Source organism: Pseudomonas sp. NPDC089396 (assembly GCF_044749545.1).
Lineage (GTDB): Bacteria > Pseudomonadota > Gammaproteobacteria > Pseudomonadales > Pseudomonadaceae > Aquipseudomonas.
Map to the genome: position 1 here is coordinate 78,063 of NZ_JBIVIC010000010.1, position 20,373 is coordinate 98,435.

Annotated in this window: 6 protein-coding genes; all 6 read right to left on the reverse strand. The window is 68.3% G+C overall.

The window, feature by feature from the left end:
• Positions 1–24: 24 nt before the first annotated feature.
• The 6 genes from ACIPZB_RS19185 to pvdM all read right to left on the reverse strand — a co-directional run bounded on the left by ACIPZB_RS19185 (position 25) and on the right by pvdM (position 20,325).
• Positions 25–8,562 carry an amino acid adenylation domain-containing protein gene (locus ACIPZB_RS19185; RefSeq protein ID WP_400642115.1) on the reverse strand — a complete coding sequence of 2,846 codons (8,538 nt, stop codon included), beginning with the start codon at positions 8,560–8,562 and terminating at the stop codon, positions 25–27.
• A complete protein-coding gene (locus tag ACIPZB_RS19190) occupies positions 8,562–14,945 on the reverse strand; it encodes an amino acid adenylation domain-containing protein (RefSeq protein WP_400642116.1) in 6,384 nt (2,127 codons plus the stop codon). The genes ACIPZB_RS19185 and ACIPZB_RS19190 overlap by 1 nt, the downstream gene beginning before the upstream one ends.
• A 120-nt stretch (positions 14,946–15,065) precedes the next feature.
• Positions 15,066–16,721, reverse strand: a complete 1,656-nt coding sequence (locus tag ACIPZB_RS19195) for a cyclic peptide export ABC transporter (protein WP_400642117.1) — start codon at positions 16,719–16,721, stop codon at positions 15,066–15,068.
• 73 nt (positions 16,722–16,794) lie between these two features.
• Positions 16,795–17,676, reverse strand: coding sequence for a formylglycine-generating enzyme family protein (locus tag ACIPZB_RS19200; RefSeq protein WP_400642118.1), 882 nt, complete (start codon positions 17,674–17,676; stop codon positions 16,795–16,797).
• A gap of 13 nt (positions 17,677–17,689) precedes the next feature.
• Positions 17,690–18,961 (reverse strand): aminotransferase class V-fold PLP-dependent enzyme, encoded by a 1,272-nt coding sequence (locus tag ACIPZB_RS19205; RefSeq protein ID WP_400642119.1) that lies wholly within the window; start codon positions 18,959–18,961, stop codon positions 17,690–17,692.
• A 17-nt stretch (positions 18,962–18,978) separates the two neighbouring features.
• The gene (pvdM, locus tag ACIPZB_RS19210) at positions 18,979–20,325 is read right to left on the reverse strand and encodes a pyoverdine-tailoring dipeptidase-like protein PvdM (protein WP_400642120.1); all 1,347 of its coding nucleotides are present in this window, start codon (positions 20,323–20,325) and stop codon (positions 18,979–18,981) included.
• Between the last annotated feature and the right edge of the window lie 48 nt (positions 20,326–20,373).

Genomic DNA, 20,373 nt, shown 5'->3' on the forward strand with positions numbered 1-20,373 from the left:
CGCAGAGCGCGGCCGGGCGTCGGTTCAGAGCGCTGGCGCGGTCACCCTGTGCAGGCGCTCATGCAGCACGTCGAGCAGCGCGGCATGGCTGACGATGGCGTAGTGGTCCGCATCCAGGCGCTGGCTGGAGCGAACCGCGCGGTTCGCCTCGAAGGCCTGGGCAGGGCCGGCATCACCACTGTCGGCCCACCAGCAATCGAGGCGCGCGGCCACGGCGGGCAAGGCGTGCAACTTCAGCGAGAGGCGCTTGAGGGTCATGGCCGCAGTGAAGGTGCGAGCCAGTTCTTCGCTCGACGGCAGGCTGCTTGCCTCCACACCGGCCAGGCTCTGTTCGATCAGCCTCTGCAACTGTTCCGCCTCGGCATCCGCCGGTGCCGACAACAACGGCAGGCTGGCCGCAGGCCTGCCGCTGACCACCGCGAGGAAGGCCCGCAGGTCGCCGCCGCAGTCTTCTTCCAGTGCCTCGCAGGCTTCGCCCGGCAGGTACGTGTCCACCAGGCCCAGCAGCTCGACCTGTTGCCCCTGGCTTTCCAGTTCGCGACTGACCAGCATCGCCAGCGTCCCGCCCAGCGACCAGCCCAACAGGCGATACGGCCCCTGCGGCTGCTTCTGGCGGATGTACTGGGCATAGTCGATGGCCATGGCCTCCAGCGATTCATCCTGCCACTGGCGGTCGAGCAACATGCGGTTCTGCAGGCCGTAGACGCTGCACAGCCCGTCCAGCCGCTGGGCCAGCGGGCGGTAGTCGAACACCGTGCCGAACCCGGCATGCAGGCAGAACAGCGGCGCCTGCTGTTCGACCTTGCGGTTGAGCAACAGCAGCGGGTCGAGCGCGGCTTGCGGTTGGTCGCTGGCCGGGCACAGCTCGGCGATGGTCGGACGCGCGATCAGGTCGCGCAGCTTCAGGTTCAGGCCCAGCTCGGGCTGGTTGCGCAAGCGCGACAGCACCTTCAGCACGCCCAGCGAATCGCCGCCGAGTTCGAAGAAGTGGTCGGTCACGCCAACCTGCTCCAGGCCCAGGACATCGGCCCAGATGGTCGCAAGCGCTTGCTGGCGCTCGTCCGCTGGCGCCTGATAGCTGCGCTCGGCCAGGCTCGGCTCGGGCAGCGCGCGACGGTCGACTTTGCCGTTGGGGGTCAAGGGCAGGGCATCGAGCACCATCAACTGGGCCGGCACCATGTAATCCGGCAGCACCTGGCGCAGGTGGTCGAGCAGCGGCGCAGTGGCGCGCTCGCCCTCGCTGCGCACCACGTAGCCCACCAGTTGCTTGCCAGTGGCCGCTTCGCGCGCCACAACCACCGCATCCAGCACGCCGGGGAAATCCCGCAGGCGCGCTTCGATCTCGCCCAGTTCGATACGGAAACCACGGATCTTCACTTGGTTGTCCAGTCGGCCCAGATAGTCGAATACGCCGTCCGGGCGCTGGCGCACTAGGTCGCCGGTGCGGTACAGCCGCCCACCGCGGGTGCTGAACGGGTCGGCAACGAAGCGTTCGGCGCTCAGGCCAGGGCGGTTGTGGTAACCACGGGCCAGGCCTTCACCGCCGATGTACAGCTCCCCGGCAAAGCCAACCGGCAGTGGGTTGAGGCAATCGTCGAGCACGTACAGGGTGCGATTGCCCACTGCCTCGCCAATGGGTGCATACACCGCGTCGCAGTGTGCGCTGACGGGTGCCTTCCACAGCAGCGGGGTGACCACGGTCTCGGTCGGGCCATAGCCGTTGGTGAGGTACTGGGGCTTGAGCACCTGCTTGACCCGCTCGAAGTTGGCGTCGGCCACCGCATCGCCGCCGAAGCAGTAGATGCGCACCGGCGGTGGGGTCGGCTGGCCTTGGCCATACTCCGCCAGTTGCTGCAGGTAGGCCGGTGGGAAGCAGGCGATGCTGATCGCCTCGGCGTGCAGCACGTCCCAGGTTTCCTGCGGGGTCCACAGGGTGTTGCCGCGGATCACCAGCTGGCCGCCGCTGATCAGGGTCGACAACCAGCGTTCCTGGGCACCGTCGAAGGCGAACGACATGAACAGCAGTTCGCGGGTCGATGGGTTCATCTCGTAGCGTTCGATGATCGCCTGGCAGTGCATGCGCAGCGGGCCGCGCGCCACGGCGACGCCCTTGGGGTTACCGGTGGAGCCGGAGGTGTAGATCATGTAGCTGAGCTGATCGTCCAGCGCCTGGCGGCCTGGGTCGTGGTCCTTCAGGGACAGCGCGCAGTGGTCAAGGTCCAGGCGGCGCGCCGGGGCCACGCCCAGGCGCTCGCCGATGGCCTGCTCGGTCAGCAGCAGGGCCACGTCGGCGTCGCCGATGATCCATTGCAGGCGTTCGGCGGGGTAGTCGATGTCCAGCGGGACGTAGGCGGCACCGGCCTTCATCGCGGCGTAGAAGGCGACGAGGGTGTCCACCGAACGGCCCAGGGCGATGCCGACCCGGTCCTCGCGGCCGATGCCGCGCTCGATCAGGCTCCAGGCCAGGCGGTTGGCCTGCTGCTCCAGTTCGGCGTAGGTCAGCTGGCGACCGTCGCAGCGTACCGCGACTTGGTTCGGGCGCTGTTCGGCGTGGCGGCCGATCAGGGCGGCCAGGTCGGGCTGTTCGGCCGTCTCTGGTGGCAACTGCCGGGCAGCGTCCACCGGCAGGCCCAGCGTGCCGACGGCGGCTTCGGGGTTGGCCAGCAAGCGCTCCAGCAGGGACTCGAAGTGGCTGCGAATGGCCTCGACCTGGTGCGCCTGGAAGTGGTCCAGGCGGTACAGGAACTCGATGCGCAGGCGCGTGTTCAGGTGCACGGCCAGGTCCATCGGGTAGTTGGTGACATCGCGCAGCTGCGCCTCGCCGAATTGCAGGCCGGCGCTGCCGGCGCTCTGCAGGCGTTCGTCGATCGGGTAGTTCTCGAACACGATGATGCTGTCGAACAACGCCTGGCCGTTGCTTTCGGCCCAGCGCTGGATGTCCACCAGCGGCGTGTGCTCGTGGTCGCGTACTTCCAGGTTGCAGGTCTGCAGGTGCTGCAGCCAGACCTGTACCGGTTGCGCCGGGTGCGGGGCCTGGATGATCGGCAAGGTGTTGATGAACAGCCCCAGCAGGCTGTCGGCACCCGCCAGGCTGGCCGGACGCCCGGACACCGTGGCGCCGAAGCACACGGTCGGCTGCCCGGTGTAGCGCTGCAACATCAGTACCCAGGCCGCTTGCACCAGGGTGTTGGGGGTGACGCGCAGGCGCTGGGCCTGTTCGCGCAGCCAAGTGGTGCGCTGCTCGTCCCAGTGCAGGTACAGCGCGTCGTGGCCTTGCGCGCCTGACGCATTGCGGGTGCCGGCGGCACCGGCCAGTTGCGTTGGTCCCTGCAGCTCGGCCAGGCGTGGCCGCCAGAAAGCCTCGCTGGTTTGCTGGGCCGGAGCCTGAAGCCAGCGGATGTAATCGCTGTAGTGGCCCTGCTGGGGCGGCAGTGGCTGGCCGGCATAGCACTGGAACAACTCGCCGAGCAGGCGCGACTGGCTCCAGCCGTCCATGAGGATATGGTGGCTGGTCAGGATCAGCTGGTGGCGCTCATCGTCCAGGCGCACCAGCAGCAGGCGCAGCAAGGGCGGGGCGAGCAGGTCGAAGGGCCGGCGCCGTTCGCCCTCGGCGGCCGCGGCCAGGCGCGCCGGGTCGACGGCCTGGCCGCGCCAGTCCTGTTCACGGGCATCGAGCTGGCCCTGGCGCAGCACCACCTGCAGCGGTTCGCGCAGTTGCGGTGCCTGCCAGAAGGCGCTGCGCAGCATCTCGTGGCGCTGCACCAGCTGGCCCCAGGCGGCGATGAAGCGCGGCGCCTGCAGGCCCTGGACCTCGACGCTGGTCTGGTTGATGTAGAAGTCGCCACCGCCGTTGTCCTGGGTGTGGAACAGCATGCCCTGCTGCACGGTGGACAGTGGGTAGATGTCCTCGACCTGCTCGCAAGGGAAGGGCAGCAAGGCCAGCTGGGCCTGGGTCAGCCGCGCCAGGGGCACGTCCGACGGGGTCAGGCCACGGCGTGTGCCCTGGCCGCACAGGGCGACCACGGCGCGCAGCTCGCGGGCGTAGTCGTCGGCCAGTTGCTGCAGCTGCGCCGGCTCGAACATCAATGGGCTGAAACTCCAGTTCAGACGTAGCTCGCCGTCGAACACCTGGCCGTTGAGGGCCAGCCAGTTCTGCAGCGGTGCGTCCGGGCTGTGCTCACGGCCTTTGTCTGCCGGAGTCGGTCGGAACAGTGCGGCCTCATCACCATTGCCGCTGTCGAACTGGCCCAGGTAGTTGAAGGTGATGCGGGCCGCGGGTAGCACGGCCAGGGCCTCGCGCAGCGCCGGGCTGGCGTAGCGGCGCAGGGCACCGAAGAACGCGCCCTTGGCGGGCAGCGCGCGCAGGTGCTCCTTGGTCAGCATGATCGCCTCGGCCAGCGAGTCGCCGGCACTGATGCGTGCGGGGTAGAGGCTGGTCAGCCAACCGACCGTGCGGGTCAGGTCGGCTTCGTCGTCGGCGAAGGCTTCGCGGCCGTGGCCTTCGAGTTCGACCAGGTGGTCGCGGGCACCGGTCCAGCGTTGCAGCACGCGGGCCAGTGCGGCCAGCAGCAGGTCGTTGATCTGCGTGCGGTAGGCTGCCGGGCAGTCCTTGAGCAGGCGCGCGGTGGTGTCGGCATCCAGGTGGGTGGCCACGCTCTGGCTGTCACGCACGCGCAGCGGCGCGCGGCTGTCGCGTGCGGGCAGGGTGGTATCGATACCGCTGCTCTGGCCTTGCCAGAACGCGGCTTCCTGCTCGCCCGCCGGGCTCTGCGCGTGGGCCTGCAGGCGTAGGGCCCAGTCCTGCACCGACAGGGTGCGCGCCGGCAGCTCGCAGGCCTGACCGGCACTGGCCTGGGTGTAGGCGCTGTGCAGGTCTTCGAGGAGAATGCGCCAGGACACGCCGTCCACCGCCAGATGGTGGATCACCAGCAGCAGGCGCTGTTCGCCCTCGACCTCACCCTGGACTGCCCGCAGCAGGGGGCCGTGGGTCAGGTCGAGGCTGCCCTGGGCGCGGTCGCACAGTGCCTGCCAGGTTTCGCCCTGGCGGGCATCGAACTGCCAGAGCAGATCGTCTCCCGGCGCCTGCTCGTCGAAGTGCGCCTGCCACTCGCCTTGTGCCGCCTGGAACCGCAGGCGCAGGGCATCGTGGGCCACCACCAGGGCATGCAGTGCGCGGCGCAGGTGGGCCGGCTCCGGCGCCAGGTTGGCCTTGAGCATCACCGACTGGTTCCAGCGCTGCGCCTCGGGCATGGCCTGGGCGAAGAACTGTTGTTGCATCGGCAGCAGCAGGCTGTTGCCACGGGCGGGCAGGTGCGTGGCCTGGGCCTGCTGCACCTGGGTTTGCGCAACCTGGGCCAGGGTGCGCACGGTCTGGTGGCTGAACAGGTCCTTGGGGCTGAAGTGCAGGCCGTCACGACGCCCCTGGCTGACCAGCTGGATGGACACGATCGAGTCGCCACCCAGTTCGAAGAAGTTGTCGTCGACGCCGACCTGGTCACGCTTGAGCACCCGCTGCCAGAGCTGTACCAGGCGCGCCTGCAGTTCATTCTCGGCGGCCCTGTAGCGGGCCTGGGACTGGGCCATGCCGGGCTTGGGCAGGGCCTTGCGATCCAGCTTGCCGTTGGGGCTCAGCGGCATGCTGTCGAGGAACAGCCAGTGGTTGGGCACCATGTAGTCGGGCAGGTGGGCCAGCAGCGCCTGAGTCAGTTGCTGACGCTGCGGCGCTGGCTGGCCAGCCTTGGCCACCAGGTAGGCGACCAGCTGGTTGTCCACGGCCAGCACCGCCGCTTCGTGAACGGCCGGCTGCTCCATCAGCCGTGCCTCGATTTCCCCCAGCTCGATACGCAGGCCGCGGATCTTCACCTGGTGGTCGATGCGCCCGCAGTATTCGATCACGCCGTCGGCGCGGTAGCGCGCCAGGTCGCCGGTGCGGTACATGCGCGCACCGGGGTGGAACGGGCAGGCAACGAAGCGTTCTGCCGTCAGCGCCGGGCGCTGATGGTAGCCGCGGGCCAGGCCTTCGCCGCCCAGGTACAGTTCGCCGATGACCCCGGCGGGCTGTGGCTGGAGCCCGGCGTCGAGGATCCAGCAGGCCAGGTTGTCAATCGGCGTGCCGATCGGCACCGCTGTCGCGCCTTCGTCGCGGCAGGTCCAGTGGGTGACGTCGATGGCCGCTTCGGTTGGGCCGTAGAGGTTGTACAGGCTTGCCCCCGGCAGGCGTGCGAACACCTGTTGCTGGGCTTCCACCGGCAGGGCCTCGCCACTGCAGACGATGCGTTGCAGGCTGCTGCAACTGGCGACCTGATCGTCGAGCAGAAACGCCTGCAGCATCGAGGGCACGAAGTGCAGCGTGGTCACCCGATGCTGGTGGATCAACCGCACCAGGCGCGCCGGGTCGCGATGGTCGCCCGGCGAGGCGATGGCCAGGCGCGCACCGGTGATCAGCGGCCAGAAGAACTCCCACACCGAAACGTCGAAACTGAACGGGGTCTTCTGCAGCACCGTATCGCTGGCATCCAGGCCGTAAGCTGCCTGCATCCACTGCAGACGGTTGGCCAGCGCATGGTGGCTGTTGCCGGCGCCCTTGGGCCGGCCGGTGGAGCCGGAGGTGTAGATGACGTAGGCCAGTTGCTCGGGCGTGCACGGCAGCTGTGGGTCGTGCTCGGGCTGCGCTGTTTGCGCTGTGTCGAGCAGCAGCACCGGCAGGCCGGCAGGCAGCGGCAGGCTTTCCCGCAGGTGTGATTGAGTCAGCAGCAGACCGATACCGCTGTCCTCGAACATGTAGCTCAGGCGCTCGGCAGGGTATTCAGGGTCCAGCGGCACATAGGCGCCGCCGGCCTTGAGGATCGCCAGCAGGCCCACGACAAGCTCCAGGCTGCGCTCTGCAGCGATGCCGACCGGGGTGTCCTGACGCACGCCCTGGGCGATCAGGGCATGGGCCAACTGGTTGGCCTGGCAGTTGAGCTGGGCGTAGGTCAGCGTGGCTTCGCCGAACAGCAGCGCGCTCGCGTCTGGCGAACGGCGGGCCTGCGCTTCGAACAGGGCATGGATCGAAGGCGTTTGCGGGTAGTTGTGGGCGGTGTCGTTCCACTGTTCGAGCAGTTGCTGGCGTTCGTCGGTGGCCAGCAGGTCGGCTTCGCCAATGGCCTGGTCGGGCGCCGTGACCAGGTGCTCCAGCAGCCGCAGCCAGTGCTGGCCCAGGCGCTCGACGGTGGCGTGGTCGAACAGCGCGGTGGCGTAGGTGAGGCTGGCGCCAAGCCCCTGTGCATCCTCGTGGGTGTTGAGGGTCAGGTCCAGTTGCGCGGTTTCGCCGGCGAGTGTCAACGGCTCGATGTCCAGGCCGTGGTCGCTCGGCGCCTGTTGTTGGGGCGCCCCCACCTGGTGGTTGAACATCACCTGGAACAGCGGGTTGTGGCTGAGGTTGCGCTCCGGTTGCAGCGCCTCGACCAGTTGCTCGAACGGCAGGTCCTGGTGCGCCTGGGCCTGCAGGGTGGTGGCCTTGACCTGGTCGAGCAGCTGGTTGAACGACAGGGTCGGCTGGCACTGGCCATCGATGACCAGCGTGTTGACGAAGTAGCCGATCAGGTCCTCGACTTCGACCCGGTTGCGGTTGGCGCTGGGCACGCCGATGCGGATGTCCTGCTGGCGCGTGTAGCGGTGCAGCAAGGCCATGAACGAGGCCAGCAGCACCATGAACGGCGTGGCCTGGCGCGCCTGGGCGAGCCGGCGCACGGCCTGGGCCAGGTCAGGCGAGATGGCCAGTGGCAGGCGCGCCCCTTCGAAACGTTGCACGCTGGGGCGCGGGCGGTCCAATGGCAGCTCCAGCACAGGCACTTCGTTGCCCAGGCGCTGGCGCCAGTAGTCGAGCTGGCGCTCCTGTTCGCCCGCTTCCATCCAGTGGCGTTGCCAGATGGCGTAGTCGGCGTACTGCAGCGGCAGCTCGGCCAACGGGCTGTGCAAGCCCTGGCTGAAGTGGGCGTAGCCGTGGGTCAGTTCCTTGACCATCACGTGCATCGAGCGGCCATCGCTGACGATGTGGTGCTGCACCAGCAGCAGGACATGGTCGTCGCTGCCCAGTTGCAGCAGTTCGGCCCGTAGCAAGGCGCCGCTGGCCAAGTCGAAGGGTTCGCGCACGCGGTCCTGGATGTAGTCCTGCAGGGCCGCCTCGTCGAGCGTGGTCACCTTCAACGGCAGGTGCTCTGCTGCTGCAACCTGCTGCGCGACACCCAGCTCATCCTCGACGAAGCGAGTGCGCAGGCTGTCATGGCGGCGCACCAGTTGCTCAAGGCTCGCCTGCAAGGCGGCCTGATCCAACCTGCCGCGCAGGCGCAGGGCGCAAGGGATGTGGTAGGCGCTGGACTGGCGGTCGAACTGCCACAGGAACCACTGGCGCTGCTGGGCGTAGGACAAGGGCAGGCGCACGAATTCCTCGCGCACCCGCGGGATGGGCAGGCTGGCCAGCGACAGGCCTTCCTCGCGCATTTTCAACAGGTACTGCCGGCGCTTTTCCAGCGCCAGCAATACGAAGCGCTTGGCAATCCTCGAAGCGGTAGTGCTGTCCATCAGTGTTCCTCCATTTCGTCGAGCCAGGCTTCGAGGGTGTCGAGCTTGTTTTCATCGACCGCGGTTGTCGTGGTGTCCAGGTGAAGCGCCAGCGCTTCGAGGGTCGGGTGCTGGAACAGGGCCTGCGGGGTGAGTTCGCGGCCCAGTTCCAGCTGGATGCGCGAGACGGCGTTGATCACCAGCAGCGAGTGGCCGCCGAGCTCGAAGAAGTCGTCGTCCAGGCCAACGGCCTGAACCCCGAGCACCTGCTGCCAGACACCTGCCAACTGCTGTTGCAGTGGCGTCTGCGGGGCGCGGAAGGGGCGTTCGGCATTGCTGTCGGGCGGTGCCGGCAGGGCCTTGCGGTCGAGCTTGCCGTTGATGGTCAGCGGCAGCTGGTCGAGCCATACGCACTGCGCCGGGACCATGTAGTCGGGCATCTGCGCCTTGAGCGCGATACGCAGGGCTGTGCTGTCCTGGGCCTGTCCGGGGTGGGCCACCAGATACGCCAGCAGGCGGGTGCCGGACGGGCCTTGGTCGGCGATCACCACGGCCTGGGCCACCGCCGGTTGCGCCAGCAGCCGAGCCTCGATTTCGCCGAGCTCGATACGGAAGCCGCGGATTTTTACCTGCTGGTCGATCCGCCCGATGTATTCGAGGGTGCCGTCGCCGCGCCGGCGGGCCAGGTCGCCGGTACGGTACAGGCGGCTGCCGGGCTTGCTGGCGAACGGGTTGGCGATGAAGCGCGTGGCGCTGAGCCCGGCGCGGTTGAGGTAGCCGCGGGCCAGGCCCGCCTGGCCGATGTACAGCTCGCCGACGCAGCCGAGTGGCACCGGCTCCAGTTCGCCGTCGAGCAGGTAGCCGCTGAGGTCGTCGATCAGTTCACCAATCGGGCTGACGCTGCGTGTGAGGTCGTCAAGGCTGATCGGGCGGTAAGTGACGTGCACGGTGGTTTCGGTGATGCCGTACATGTTCACCAGCTGCGGGCGCTGGTCGCCAAAGCGCTCGAACCAGGGGCGCAGGGCCGCCACGTCGAGGGCTTCACCGCCAAAGATCACTAATCGCAGGGCGAGGTCCGGCGAGGTGCTGGTGCAGGCGGCCTGGGTCAGCGGCTTGAATGCAGAAGGCGTCTGGTTGAGCACGCTGACGCGCTCGTCCACCAAGAGTTGCAGGAAGCCCTGAGGGTCGCGGCTCAGGGTTTGCGGAACGATCACCAGACGGCCGCCGTGCAGCAGGGCGCCGAAGATTTCCCACACCGAGAAATCGAAGGCGAAGGAGTGGAACAGGGTCCAGACATCCTGGTGGTCGAAGCGGAACCAGCGGTCGCAGGCGGTGAACAGCCGCAGCACGTTGCGTTGGCTGAGCAGGGTGCCCTTGGGCAGGCCGGTGGAGCCGGAGGTGTAGATGATGTAGGCGAGGTTGTCGATGCCGCTGCGCGTCGGCGGGTTGTGCTCAGGCTGGTCTGCGTAGCGGGCGTCGAGGTCCAGGCGCAGCAGGCCATCGCGCCCTGGCAGCTCGGCCAGCAGGCCGGGCTGGGCGAGCAGCACCTGGATGCCGCTGTCGGCCACCACGAAGGCCAGGCGCTCGGCAGGGTGCGCAGGGTCCAGCGGGACGTAGGCGCCGCCGGCCTTGAGGATCGCCAGCAGGCCGACGATCATCTCGAAGCCGCGCTCGGCCGCCAGGCCCACCGGCACATCGGCGCCCACACCTGCGGCGATCAGGCGATGGGCCAGGCGGTTGGCGCGCAGGTTGAGCTCGGCGTAGCTGAGGGACTGCCCTTGATAGCGCAAGGCGGTGGCCTGTGGCAGGCGCTGTGCCTGGGCTTCGATGCGGGCGGCCAGGGGCTGCGTTTGTGGGTGTGAGACAGGTTCGCCATTCCACGCTTGCTGGGCTTGCAGGCGCTCGGTCGGGTCCAGCATGGCCAGGCGGGCGAGCGGCAGTTCGGGGTGTTGCAGGGCCTGTTCGAGCACGTTCAGCCAGTGTTGGGCCAGGCGTTGCAGGGTGGCCGCGTCGAACAGGTCACGGTCGTAGGTGAAGGCAGCGCTGAGGCCGTGGTCACCCTGGGCTGTGCTCAGGGCCAGGTCGAACTGGGCCTGCTGCGGCTGGCTGTCGACGGCTTCCAGGCGCAAGGCGCCGAGCTCGGCGGCGTCAGTTGCCTGATGGTGGTTGTACAGCACCTGGAACAGCGACTGCTGTGCGCCACGCTGGGGCAGCAGCGCTTCGAGCAGTTGCTCGTAGGGCAGGTCCTGGTGGTCCTGGGCCTCGATCATCGCCTGACGGGTTTGTGCCAGCAGCCCGGCGAAGGACAGGTCGGCGCTGCAATCGGCGCGCAGCACCAGGGTGTTGACGAAGAAGCCGATCAACTGCTCGGTTTCCAGGCGGTTGCGGTTGGCCACCGGCACGCCGATGCGGATGTCCGCCTGGCCGGTATAGCGGTGCAGCACGGCTTGCCAGGCGGCCAGCAGGATCATCGGCAATGTCGCTTGGCGGTCACTGGCGAACCGCTGCAGGGATTCGCCCAGCGCTGTCGGCAAGGCCAGTTGCAGGCGCCCGGCCAGGCGTTGCGAGCCGTCGCGGCGCGAGTGGTCATAAGGCAGCTCAAGCACCGGTTGCTCGCCGGCCAGGCGCGTGCGCCAGTAGGCCAGCTGGCGCTCGCGCTCGCCGGCTTCGAGCCAGCCGCGTTGCCAGGCGGCGAAATCGGCGTATTGCAGCGTCAGTGGCGGCAGGGCGTGGCCTTGGTAGAGCGCGCTCAGTTCGGCAACCATCACTTGCATCGACCAGGCATCGGAGACGATGTGGTGCTGCACCAGCACCAGCAGGTGTTCATCGGCGGCCACGCGCACCAGGCCCACACGCAGCAGGCGGCCGCTGGCCAGGTCGAAGGGCTGACCGAGCAGGCCGCTGACGAAGGCCTCGCGCGCGGCTTCATCCAGGTTCTGTGCCTGCAGGTTCAGCGACCATGGGGCGAGGATCTGCTGGCATGGCTGCTCGCCGTCGAGGGTGAAGACGGTGCGCAGGGTTTCGTGGCGGGCGATCAGTTGGTCGAAGGCCTGGTTCAGCGCGGCGACGTCCAGCGGGCCATGCAGGCGCAGCACGCTGGGGATGTGGTAGGCGCTGCTGCTCGGGTCGAGCTTCCACAACAGCCACTGGCGCTCCTGGGCGAAGGACAACGGCAGGTGCTCGCGCGAAGCCTGAGCCTGGATGGCGCTGGGCCTGGCGCTTTGCAGGTTGGCCAGCGCCTGGCAGAAATCGCCCAGGCAGGGCTGGTCGAACAGCAGGCGCAGGGGAAACTCCAGGGCCAGCTCGTGGCGCAGGCGCGAGACCACCCGGGCTACCAGCAGCGAGTGACCGCCGAGGGCGAAGAAGTCGTCCGCCAGGCCCACGCGCTCGGCCTTGAGCAGCTCGGCCCAGGTGGCCGCGACATGCTGTTGCAGGGCGCTGGTCGGCGCCAGGTACTCGGCCTGCTGAAGCGGCTCGCCCACCGGCGGCAGGGCCTTGCGGTCGAGCTTGCCGTTGGGACTCAGCGGCATGGCGTCGAGGAACAGCCAGTGGTTGGGGACCATGTAGTCGGGCAGGTGGGCCAGCAGCGCCTGGCTCAGTTGCTGGCGCTGTGGCGCCGGTTCGCCGGCCTTGGCCACCAGGTAGGCAACCAGCTGGTTGTCCACCGCCAGCACGGCGGCTTCGTGGATGGCCGGGTGCTCCATCAGGCGCGCCTCGATCTCGCCGAGTTCGATGCGCAGGCCGCGGATCTTCACCTGGTGGTCGATGCGCCCGCAGTACTCGATCACCCCGTCGGCGCGGTAGCGCGCCAGGTCGCCGGTGCGGTACATGCGCGCACCGGGCTGGAACGGGCAGGCGACGAAGCGTTCGGCGGTCAGCGCCGGGCGCTGGTGGTAGCCGCGGGCCAGGCCCACGCCGCTGAGGTACAGCTCACCGATCACCCCGGCCGCTTGCGGCTGCAGGCCGGCATCGAGGACCCAGCAGGCCAGGTTGGCGATGGGCGTACCAATCGGCACGTGGGTTTTGCCTTCGTCGCGGCAGGTCCAGTGGGTGACGTCGATGGCCGCCTCGGTGGGGCCATAGAGGTTGTACAGTCGCGCCTGTGGCAGGCGCTCGAATACCTGCTGCTGGGCGTCCACCGGCAGGGCTTCGCCGCTGCAGACGATGCGCTGCAGGCTGCTGCAGCGAGCCAGCTGGTCGTCGAGCAGGAACGCCTGCAGCATCGAGGGCACGAAGTGCAGGGTGGTGACCTGGTGCCGTTCGATCAGTTGCACCAGGCGCGCCGGGTCGCGGTGGTCGCCGGGCGCGGCGATGGCCAGGCGGGCGCCGGTCATCAGCGGCCAGAAGAACTCCCACACCGAAACGTCGAAGCTGAACGGGGTCTTCTGCAGCACCGTGTCGCTGGCGTCCAGGTCGTAGGCCGCCTGCATCCACTGCAGACGGTTGGCCAAGGCCTGGTGGCTGTTGCCGGCGCCCTTGGGTCGGCCGGTGGAGCCGGAGGTGTAGATGACGTAGGCCAGTTGCTCGGGCGTGCACGGCAGCTGCGGGTCGTGTTCGGGTTGCGCAGTCGGCGCCTGATCGAGCAGGTGCACCGCCAGGCCCGCCGGCAGCGGCAGGCGTTCAAGCAGGTGCGACTGGGTTAGCAGCAGGCCGATGCCGCTGTCCTCGAACATGTAGCTCAGGCGTTCGGCAGGGTATTCAGGGTCCAGCGGCACATAGGCGCCGCCGGCCTTGAGAATCGCCAGCAGGCCGACCACCAGCTCCAGGCTGCGCTCGGCGGCGATGCCGACCGGGGTGTCCTGACGCACGCCCTGGGCGATTAGGGTATGGGCCAACTGATTGGCCTGGCGGTTGAGCTGGGCGTAGGTCAGCGTGGCTTCGCCGAACAGCAGCGCGGTGGCGTCGGGGGTGCTGCGTGCCTGGGCCTCGACCAGGGCGTGGATCGACGGCGCGGCGGGGTAGGCGTGGGCGGTGGCGTTCCAGTGCGCCTGCAGCTGCTGGCACTGGGCGGTGGACCGCAGCTGCAGTTCGCCGAGCGCGCAGTGTGGGTGGTCGAGCATGGCCTGCAGCAGCGCCAGCCAGTCCTGGCCCAGGCGTTGGGCGCTAGCGGCTTCGAACAGCGCGGCGTCGTACTCCAGGGTGATGCGCAACTGCTCGCGCCCGGCCTGGACGTTGAGGCTGAGGTCGAACTTGGCAGTGGCGGGCGCGCTGGGCAGCGGCTCGATGCGCAAGCCGGCGAAGCCAGGCGCGGCCTGCTCGGCGTTGTCGCTGGTCCAGTTGAACAGGCAGTGGAACAGCGCGCCGCTGGCGCCCTGACGCTGCTCGCCAAGCACCTGCTCCAGCGGATGGTCGGCGTGCTCCAGGCAGGCCAGGGCATGGCGACGAACCTGATCGAGCAGGCCGGCGACGGTCTGTCGTGGGTCGAGGCGGGCGCGGTGGATCTGGCTGTTGACGAAGTAGCCGATCAGGTCCTGGACCTGGGCCTGGTTGCGTCCGGCGTTGGGCACGCCGAGGATGAAGTCGCTCTGGCCGCTGTGGCGGCCGAGCACCACTTGCCAGGCGGCCAGCAGCACCATGAACGGGGTCAGGCCATGGGTGCGGCAGGCGGCCTGCAGCTGCTCGAACAGGGCCGGCTCAACGGTCAGTTCACAGGCCCCGGCGGCCACGGGCGGGCGGCTGTCACGCGGGTAGTCGGTGGGCATTTCGAGCAGGGTGATGCCGCCTTGCAGATACTCGCGCCAGTAAGCCGCTGCCTGGGCCTGCGCCGGGCTGGACAGGTAGGCGCCGCGCTGCCAATGGGCGTAGTCGTGGTACTGCACGGCCGGGCGCGGCAGGCTTTGCCCGCTGGCGTAGGCCTGCGCCAGGTCGCGCAGCAGCAGCGGGTTGGACCAGGCGTCGCTGATGCTGTGGTGGCTGGTCAGCGTCAGTACGTGGCGGTGGCTGTCCAGTGGGTACAGGCAGGCGCGCAGCAGCGGTGCCTGGGCGAGATCGAACGGGGTGGTGGCGTCTGCATCCAGGGCGGCTTGCAGCACGTCTTGCGGCTGGCCACGCAGGTCGACGCTGCGCAGGTTCAGGCGAGCCTCGTGCTCGACCAGCAGGCGGGGCTGGCCCTGCACTTCGGTGATGCGCGAACGCAGGATGTCATGCCGATCGATGACCCGGTCCAGCGCCTGCTGCAGGTCGGCGGCGCGCAACGCGCCGTGCAGCAGGAAGGCGCGCGGCTGGTTGTAGGTGGCGGCGTCGGGGTCGAGCTGGGCGAGCAGCCACAGCTGCTCCTGGGCGAAGGACAGTGGGGCGTCGCCTTCGCCCTGGGCAACGATGCCGGCGGGGGTGGCGGTGGGCTCGTCGAGCTCGCAGAGCAAGGCCAGCAGCGCGTCATCGGTGGATTGATCGTGGGATGTCATCTCGGTCTCGCCATCACTGGAGAATTAAGCGTACTGAGAGAGACGAAAGGGCACGGGGGTGATTTAGGCGGGCGGTGCAACAGCCGCACCTGGCGCGCACAGGGGCGCGCCAGGTGGGTATCAGGCGAGAGCGGGAGCGGCTTCGACCAGCACTTTGCCAGCCTGCAGGCGTACCAGCTGGTCGGCGACGTCGAAGTAACGGTCGTCGTGGGAGATGACGATGATGGTCTTGCCCAGGCGCTTGAGGTCGGGCAACAGCTCGGTGTAGAAGATGCGCCGGAAGGTCGGGTCCTGGTCGGCGGCCCATTCGTCGAACACCAGCACCGGGCGCTCTTCCAGCCAGGCGTTGATCAGCGCCAGGCGCTTGCGCTGGCCGGTGGACAGGTCGGTGGTGCTGAAGGCGCCGTCCTGCACCTTGACCTTGTGGGCGATCTCCAGGCGTTCGAGGTAGCGGTTGGCATCCTCCGGGATGTGCGTGTCGCCCTGCACCACGTCATCGAACAGGTAGTAGTCGGCGAACACCGTGGTGAACAACTGGCGGTAGTCGTCGCGCACGGCGGCGTCGATGGCCTGGCCATTGAGCAGGATCTGCCCGTGCTGCGGTGGGTACAGACCAAGCAACAGCTTGATCAGGGTGGTCTTGCCGCAGCCGTTCTCGCCGACCACGAAGACGATATCCCCTTGGGCGATGCGCAGGTTCACCGGCCCTACCTGGAACGGCTGGGCGCCGGGGCTTGGTTGGTAGGCGTAGCTCACCTCGCGCAGCTCCAGGCTGTCGACCGCCACCGGTTTGCTGCCGTGGTCTTCCAGCAACAGGTGCGGCTCGGGTGAGGAGAACTGCTCGGACAGCTCGGCGATGCGGCGCAAGGCGATCTGCGCGCGGCTGACCACCGGCAGGGTGCCGATCAGGTGCTCCAGCGGGCCTTTCATGTACAGCAGCACCAGGACGAAACCGCTGATCGCCTTGGGGTCGGCGCTCGGCCAGAGGAACTGCAGGGTAAGGCCCAGGCCGATGACCACGAAGAACAGCATCGAGCCGAAGCTCTTGGCGATCACGAAGGTGTTGATCGAGCGCACCTGGGTGGCGCAGATCTCGTCGGCGGTGTCCTGGATGCCCTGGCGGAACATGCGCTGGCGACGTGGGCGGTGGATGCGCAGTTCCTTGGCGCCTTCGGCCACGGCATGGTAGTGCTTCTGCAGGCGGTCTTCGGCATCGCGCGCGGCCATGAAGCCCTTGATGCCACGGCCGCGGGCAATGAACTGGATGATGCTGCCGATCCCGATCGCCAACAGCATCATCAGGAACATCGGCAGCGACAGCGTGGCCAGGTAGCCCAGGCAGCCCAGGGTCACGGTCAGCGAGATGGCCAAAGGCGCGAAGGCGAAGGCGAAGTCACTGATGGTGTCGACGTCGTGGGTCAGCACCGGGATCAGGCGATGGCTGCGAAAGCGTTCGATCTGCTCGATGGGCGCCGACAGCACTTTCTCGCCCAGGGCTTTGCGCAGCTTGGCGATGATGTGCTGGCCGACGTAGTTGGTGCCGATGTCCGAGCAGATCGAGCTGGCCAGGGCCAGCGCGCACAGCCCGGCAAAGCCCAGCACCACGCTGTTGCTCAGGCCACCTTCGGCGTGCAGGCCGCTGTTGATGGTGGCCAGCAGCGCGGTGACGCTGAGGCCACCGACCATGCCCATGACAATCGACAGGGTGACGATCGGCCAGAAGGGTTTGAGCAGGGTGAACAGCTCGCTCAGGGCCCCGCGGGGTTTGGAGGTCATGTTGGATTCCTGGATCAGAGGCGTGAGTACACCGATAGGACGAGTGGCCCGAAAGGCAATTTAAGGGCTAGCCCTACAGCTCGCGGACCACCCGGAAGCCCAGCCAGTCGCCCAGGCGGCCCGGGGTATTGGTGTTGCGGTTGCCCGAGCGGGAGAACACCGGCGCCTCGCCCCAGTCGTTGCCGCGGATGCTCACCACCTTGCAGCTGTCGCCGGCACGGCTGGCCTGGCCCCAGGCGCTGCCGTCGGCGGGCGCGCCCTGGTAGCTGTCGTGGTAGCAGTCGGCGACCCATTCATAGACATTGCCGTGCATGTCGTACACGCCGAAGGCATTGGCCGCGTAGCTGCCCACTGGCGAGCTGAAGCTGAAGCCGTCCCTGGGGCCGTAGACGTTGGCGTGCTGGCTGATTTCCAGGGTGGTGTCCGGGTCGACGGGGAAGGGGAACATGCCCGTGCTGCCGCCACGGGCGGCGTACTCGCGCTCGGCTTCGCTGACCATGCGGTAGTGCTTGCCGGTCTTCTTCGACAGCCAGGCCACGTAGTCCTGGACATCGTGGTAGCTCATGCACACGGCCGGTTGCCGAGGGCCTTGCTGGTAGCTGGGCTTGCTGGCGGTGCAGCGGCGGCCGGGGCGGTTGTCGCCATCTTCAATGCGCGTGCCGGTGGCTTTGAGGTAGGCATCCCATTCGCCGGCGGTGACCTGGAAGCGGCTGATGGCGAAGGGCTTGGCGAAGGTGACCGGGTGCTGCGGGCCTTCGTCGTCCTGGCGGCCCGTCTCGTCGGCCGGGGTGCCCATGGTGTAGGTGCCGGCAGGCAGCACCACCATTTCCGGGCAGAGCGTGTCGCAGTCACGGAACACCGTGCCGGGGGTGTCGGCGCCGGGCGCGGCCAGGGCCGGCAGGCTGCAGGCGGCCAGCAGGGCGGCCAGGGTCAGGCGGTACAGGGAAGCGGTCATGGGCATGCCTTGTTCACAGGTTTCGAGTGATCAGGGCCATGGCCCGATCGATCTGCTGCTCGTCGTTGAGCAGGCTGGGGGCCAGGCGAATCACCGGGCCGACGTCGCGGTACACGGCGTCGCACATCACCTTGTTGGCGGTGAGGTCGGCGGCCACGGCGTCGGCGTCGCGGTCCTTGATACGGAAGAAGGTGAAGCCCGCCGAGTAGCGCTCGCTGCGCGGGGTCACCAGCTGGATCTGGCGGTGCTCGGCGAGCCGCTCCTTGAGCAGGCTGTTGAGCTGGTGGATGCGTTGCTGCACCTCGGCCTTGCCCAGCGCCAGGTGCAGCTTGAAGGCTTCGCCGGCGGCCCAGCGGTGCTCGAAGGCGTGGTAGCCGCCAGGGGTCATGATGGTGGCGAAGTCTTCGTCGCGGGAGAAGGTGGCGAAGGTCGGCGTGAGGTGCTCCATGCCGGTGGAGGCGGCGCAGATGATGCCGGTGCCGCGCGGGCCGAACATCCACTTGTGGGTGCCGGCGATGAAGTAGTCGCAGTTGAAGTCGGCGAAGCGCGCGTTCTCCACGCCGAACCCGTGCACGCCATCGACCACGTAGAGGATGCGCTCGGCGTCGCTGCGGTTGCGGTTGTGCTGGCGCACCAGCTCGCCGATCTCGCCCACCGGCAGCTTGACGCCACTGCCCGAGTGCACCCAGGTCATGCCCAGTACGCGGGTCTGCGGGCCGATGGCCTTGTCCAGGGTGCTCAGGACCTGGTCGGTGGAAACCGTCCAGGGGTCGTCGAACAGGCGGATCTTGCGCACCGTGGTGCCTTGGCGCTGGGTGCGGAAGGCCAGTGCCTTGTGCGCGGAGTAGTGCTCATGCTCGGTGACCAGGATCTCCTGGTCGGCGCCCACCTTGAGGCCGCCGTAGATCATCGCCAGGCCTTCGGTGGTGCTGCCGGTCAGGGCGATCTGGCGTGGCTGCACTTGCAGGTAGCGGCCGGCCCATTCGCGCACTTCGTCCTCGCGTTTCCATTCGTACTGGCTTTCCCAGTCCATCAGGGCGGCGGGGTTGCGGTCGAGGTCGGCGCGGTGGCGGTCGATGGCCGCCTGCACCGGGCGCGGGTGGGCGGTGACCAGGAAGTTGGCGAAATGCGCGATCTGCGGGTCGAGCGGGAACAGCGTGCGCAGGTTGCGCCATTTGTCTGCGCCCGTGAGCGACGTGTCGGTGCTGGCCAGGGCCTCGGGCAGCAGGGGCAGGCTGGCGGCCAGCAGGCCGGCCTGCTTGAGAAAGGTGCGGCGGTTGCTCATGGTGGGGCGGGCTCGCTTCAACGGGTGGCGACGGGGAGGGCGGCTTTTTGCACCTGGGCCCAGGCGCGCAGGAAGTTGCCGGCCCAGAGCTTGGCGATGTCGGCTTCGCTGTAGCCTCGGGTGAGCAGCTCGGCGGTGACGTTGCGGATTTCGCTGACGTCCTTCCAGCCGTCCAGGCCGCCGCCGTCGTTGAAGTCCGAAGCGATGCCGACGTGGTCGATGCCGACCTTCTTCACTGTGTAGTCGATGGCGTCGACATACTGCTTGAGGGTGGCTTTGGGCTCCTCGTCGAGGATGCTGTAGAGCGAGCTTGCGTACTCGCCGAAGCGCGCTTCCGGCCAGATGGCAATCACCGCATCGCCCGGCATCAGGGCATTGGCCAGACCCTGCAGGGGCTGCAGGTCGAAGCGCGCGCGCAGGGCGTCGAGCTTGTCCACCACGGGCTGGGTCAGGGGCTTGAGGTACTGGCCGAAGCCGACCACCTGGATCACCCCGCCGCTGTCCTTGATCAGCTGCATTTCCTTGTCCGAGAGGTTGCGCGGGATGTCCACCAATGCCCGTGGCGCCGAGTGCGAGGCGACCAGCGGCGCGCGCGACAGGCGGGCGACGTCTTCCAGCGCCAGGGTGGACATCTGCGAGACGTCGATGATCACGCCCAGGTCGTTCAAACGCTTCACGGCCTGTTCGCCTATCGGTGACAGGCCGCCGAGGGCATCGGCGCTGTCGTTGAAGAACGGCAGCGGCCGCGAGGAATCGGCCCAGTCGTTGTTGCCCACATAGCTGAAGCCGAACATGCGCATGCCGCGCGCGGCCCACAGGTCGAGCTGCGACAGGTCGTGGCCCAGCGGGTAGGCGTTGAGCATGCTGATGAAGATGGCGAACTTGCCTTCGCCGTTGAGGCGCCGGAAGTCGTCGGGTGTGTAGGCGATGCCGACCTGGTTGGGGAAGTCGCGGACCATGCCGGTGATGATCTTGTAACGCGCCTCCTGCTCTTGTCGGGCGGCGTCCACGAAGCCCGGCGTTGGGCGGTGTGGGGCGTTCGGGCCGTTCCAGATTTCCGGCCAGCCGAACACCGTCAGCGCCGCGCCCGAGAGGCGACCGCGGTTGGCCTTGACCAGGTCGAACTGGCCGGGGCCGTCCTTGTCCGCCTCGTGACCGGCGCTGCCCAGCGCCAGCGGCACGGTGAGGTGGCTGTCGAACGAGAGCATGTGATCGTGCAGCGCGTCGGCCTGCTGGACGATCTTCAGCGGGTAGCCAGCGTGCAGGTGCCGCCAGTAGAAGTAGCCGGCGGCACTCCCCAGGGCGACCGTCAGGGCCAGGGGCAGGCCGATGTACAGGGCTTTGCGGGAGCGGGTCTTGGTCATTGCCATCTCGTTGCGCGTTGATCGGGTGGGCCTTGCGCTGCAGCGGCT

Excerpts from the sequence above, each read along its gene's own strand:
- ACIPZB_RS19185 (WP_400642115.1), bottom strand. The coding sequence starts at position 8,562 with ATGGACAGCACTACCGCTTCGAGGATTGCCAAGCGCTTCGTATTGCTG.
- ACIPZB_RS19190 (WP_400642116.1), bottom strand. The coding sequence starts at position 14,945 with ATGACATCCCACGATCAATCCACCGATGACGCGCTGCTGGCCTTGCTC.
- ACIPZB_RS19195 (WP_400642117.1), bottom strand. The coding sequence starts at position 16,721 with ATGACCTCCAAACCCCGCGGGGCCCTGAGCGAGCTGTTCACCCTGCTC.
- ACIPZB_RS19200 (WP_400642118.1), bottom strand. The coding sequence starts at position 17,676 with ATGACCGCTTCCCTGTACCGCCTGACCCTGGCCGCCCTGCTGGCCGCC.
- ACIPZB_RS19205 (WP_400642119.1), bottom strand. The coding sequence starts at position 18,961 with ATGAGCAACCGCCGCACCTTTCTCAAGCAGGCCGGCCTGCTGGCCGCC.
- pvdM (WP_400642120.1), bottom strand. The coding sequence starts at position 20,325 with ATGACCAAGACCCGCTCCCGCAAAGCCCTGTACATCGGCCTGCCCCTG.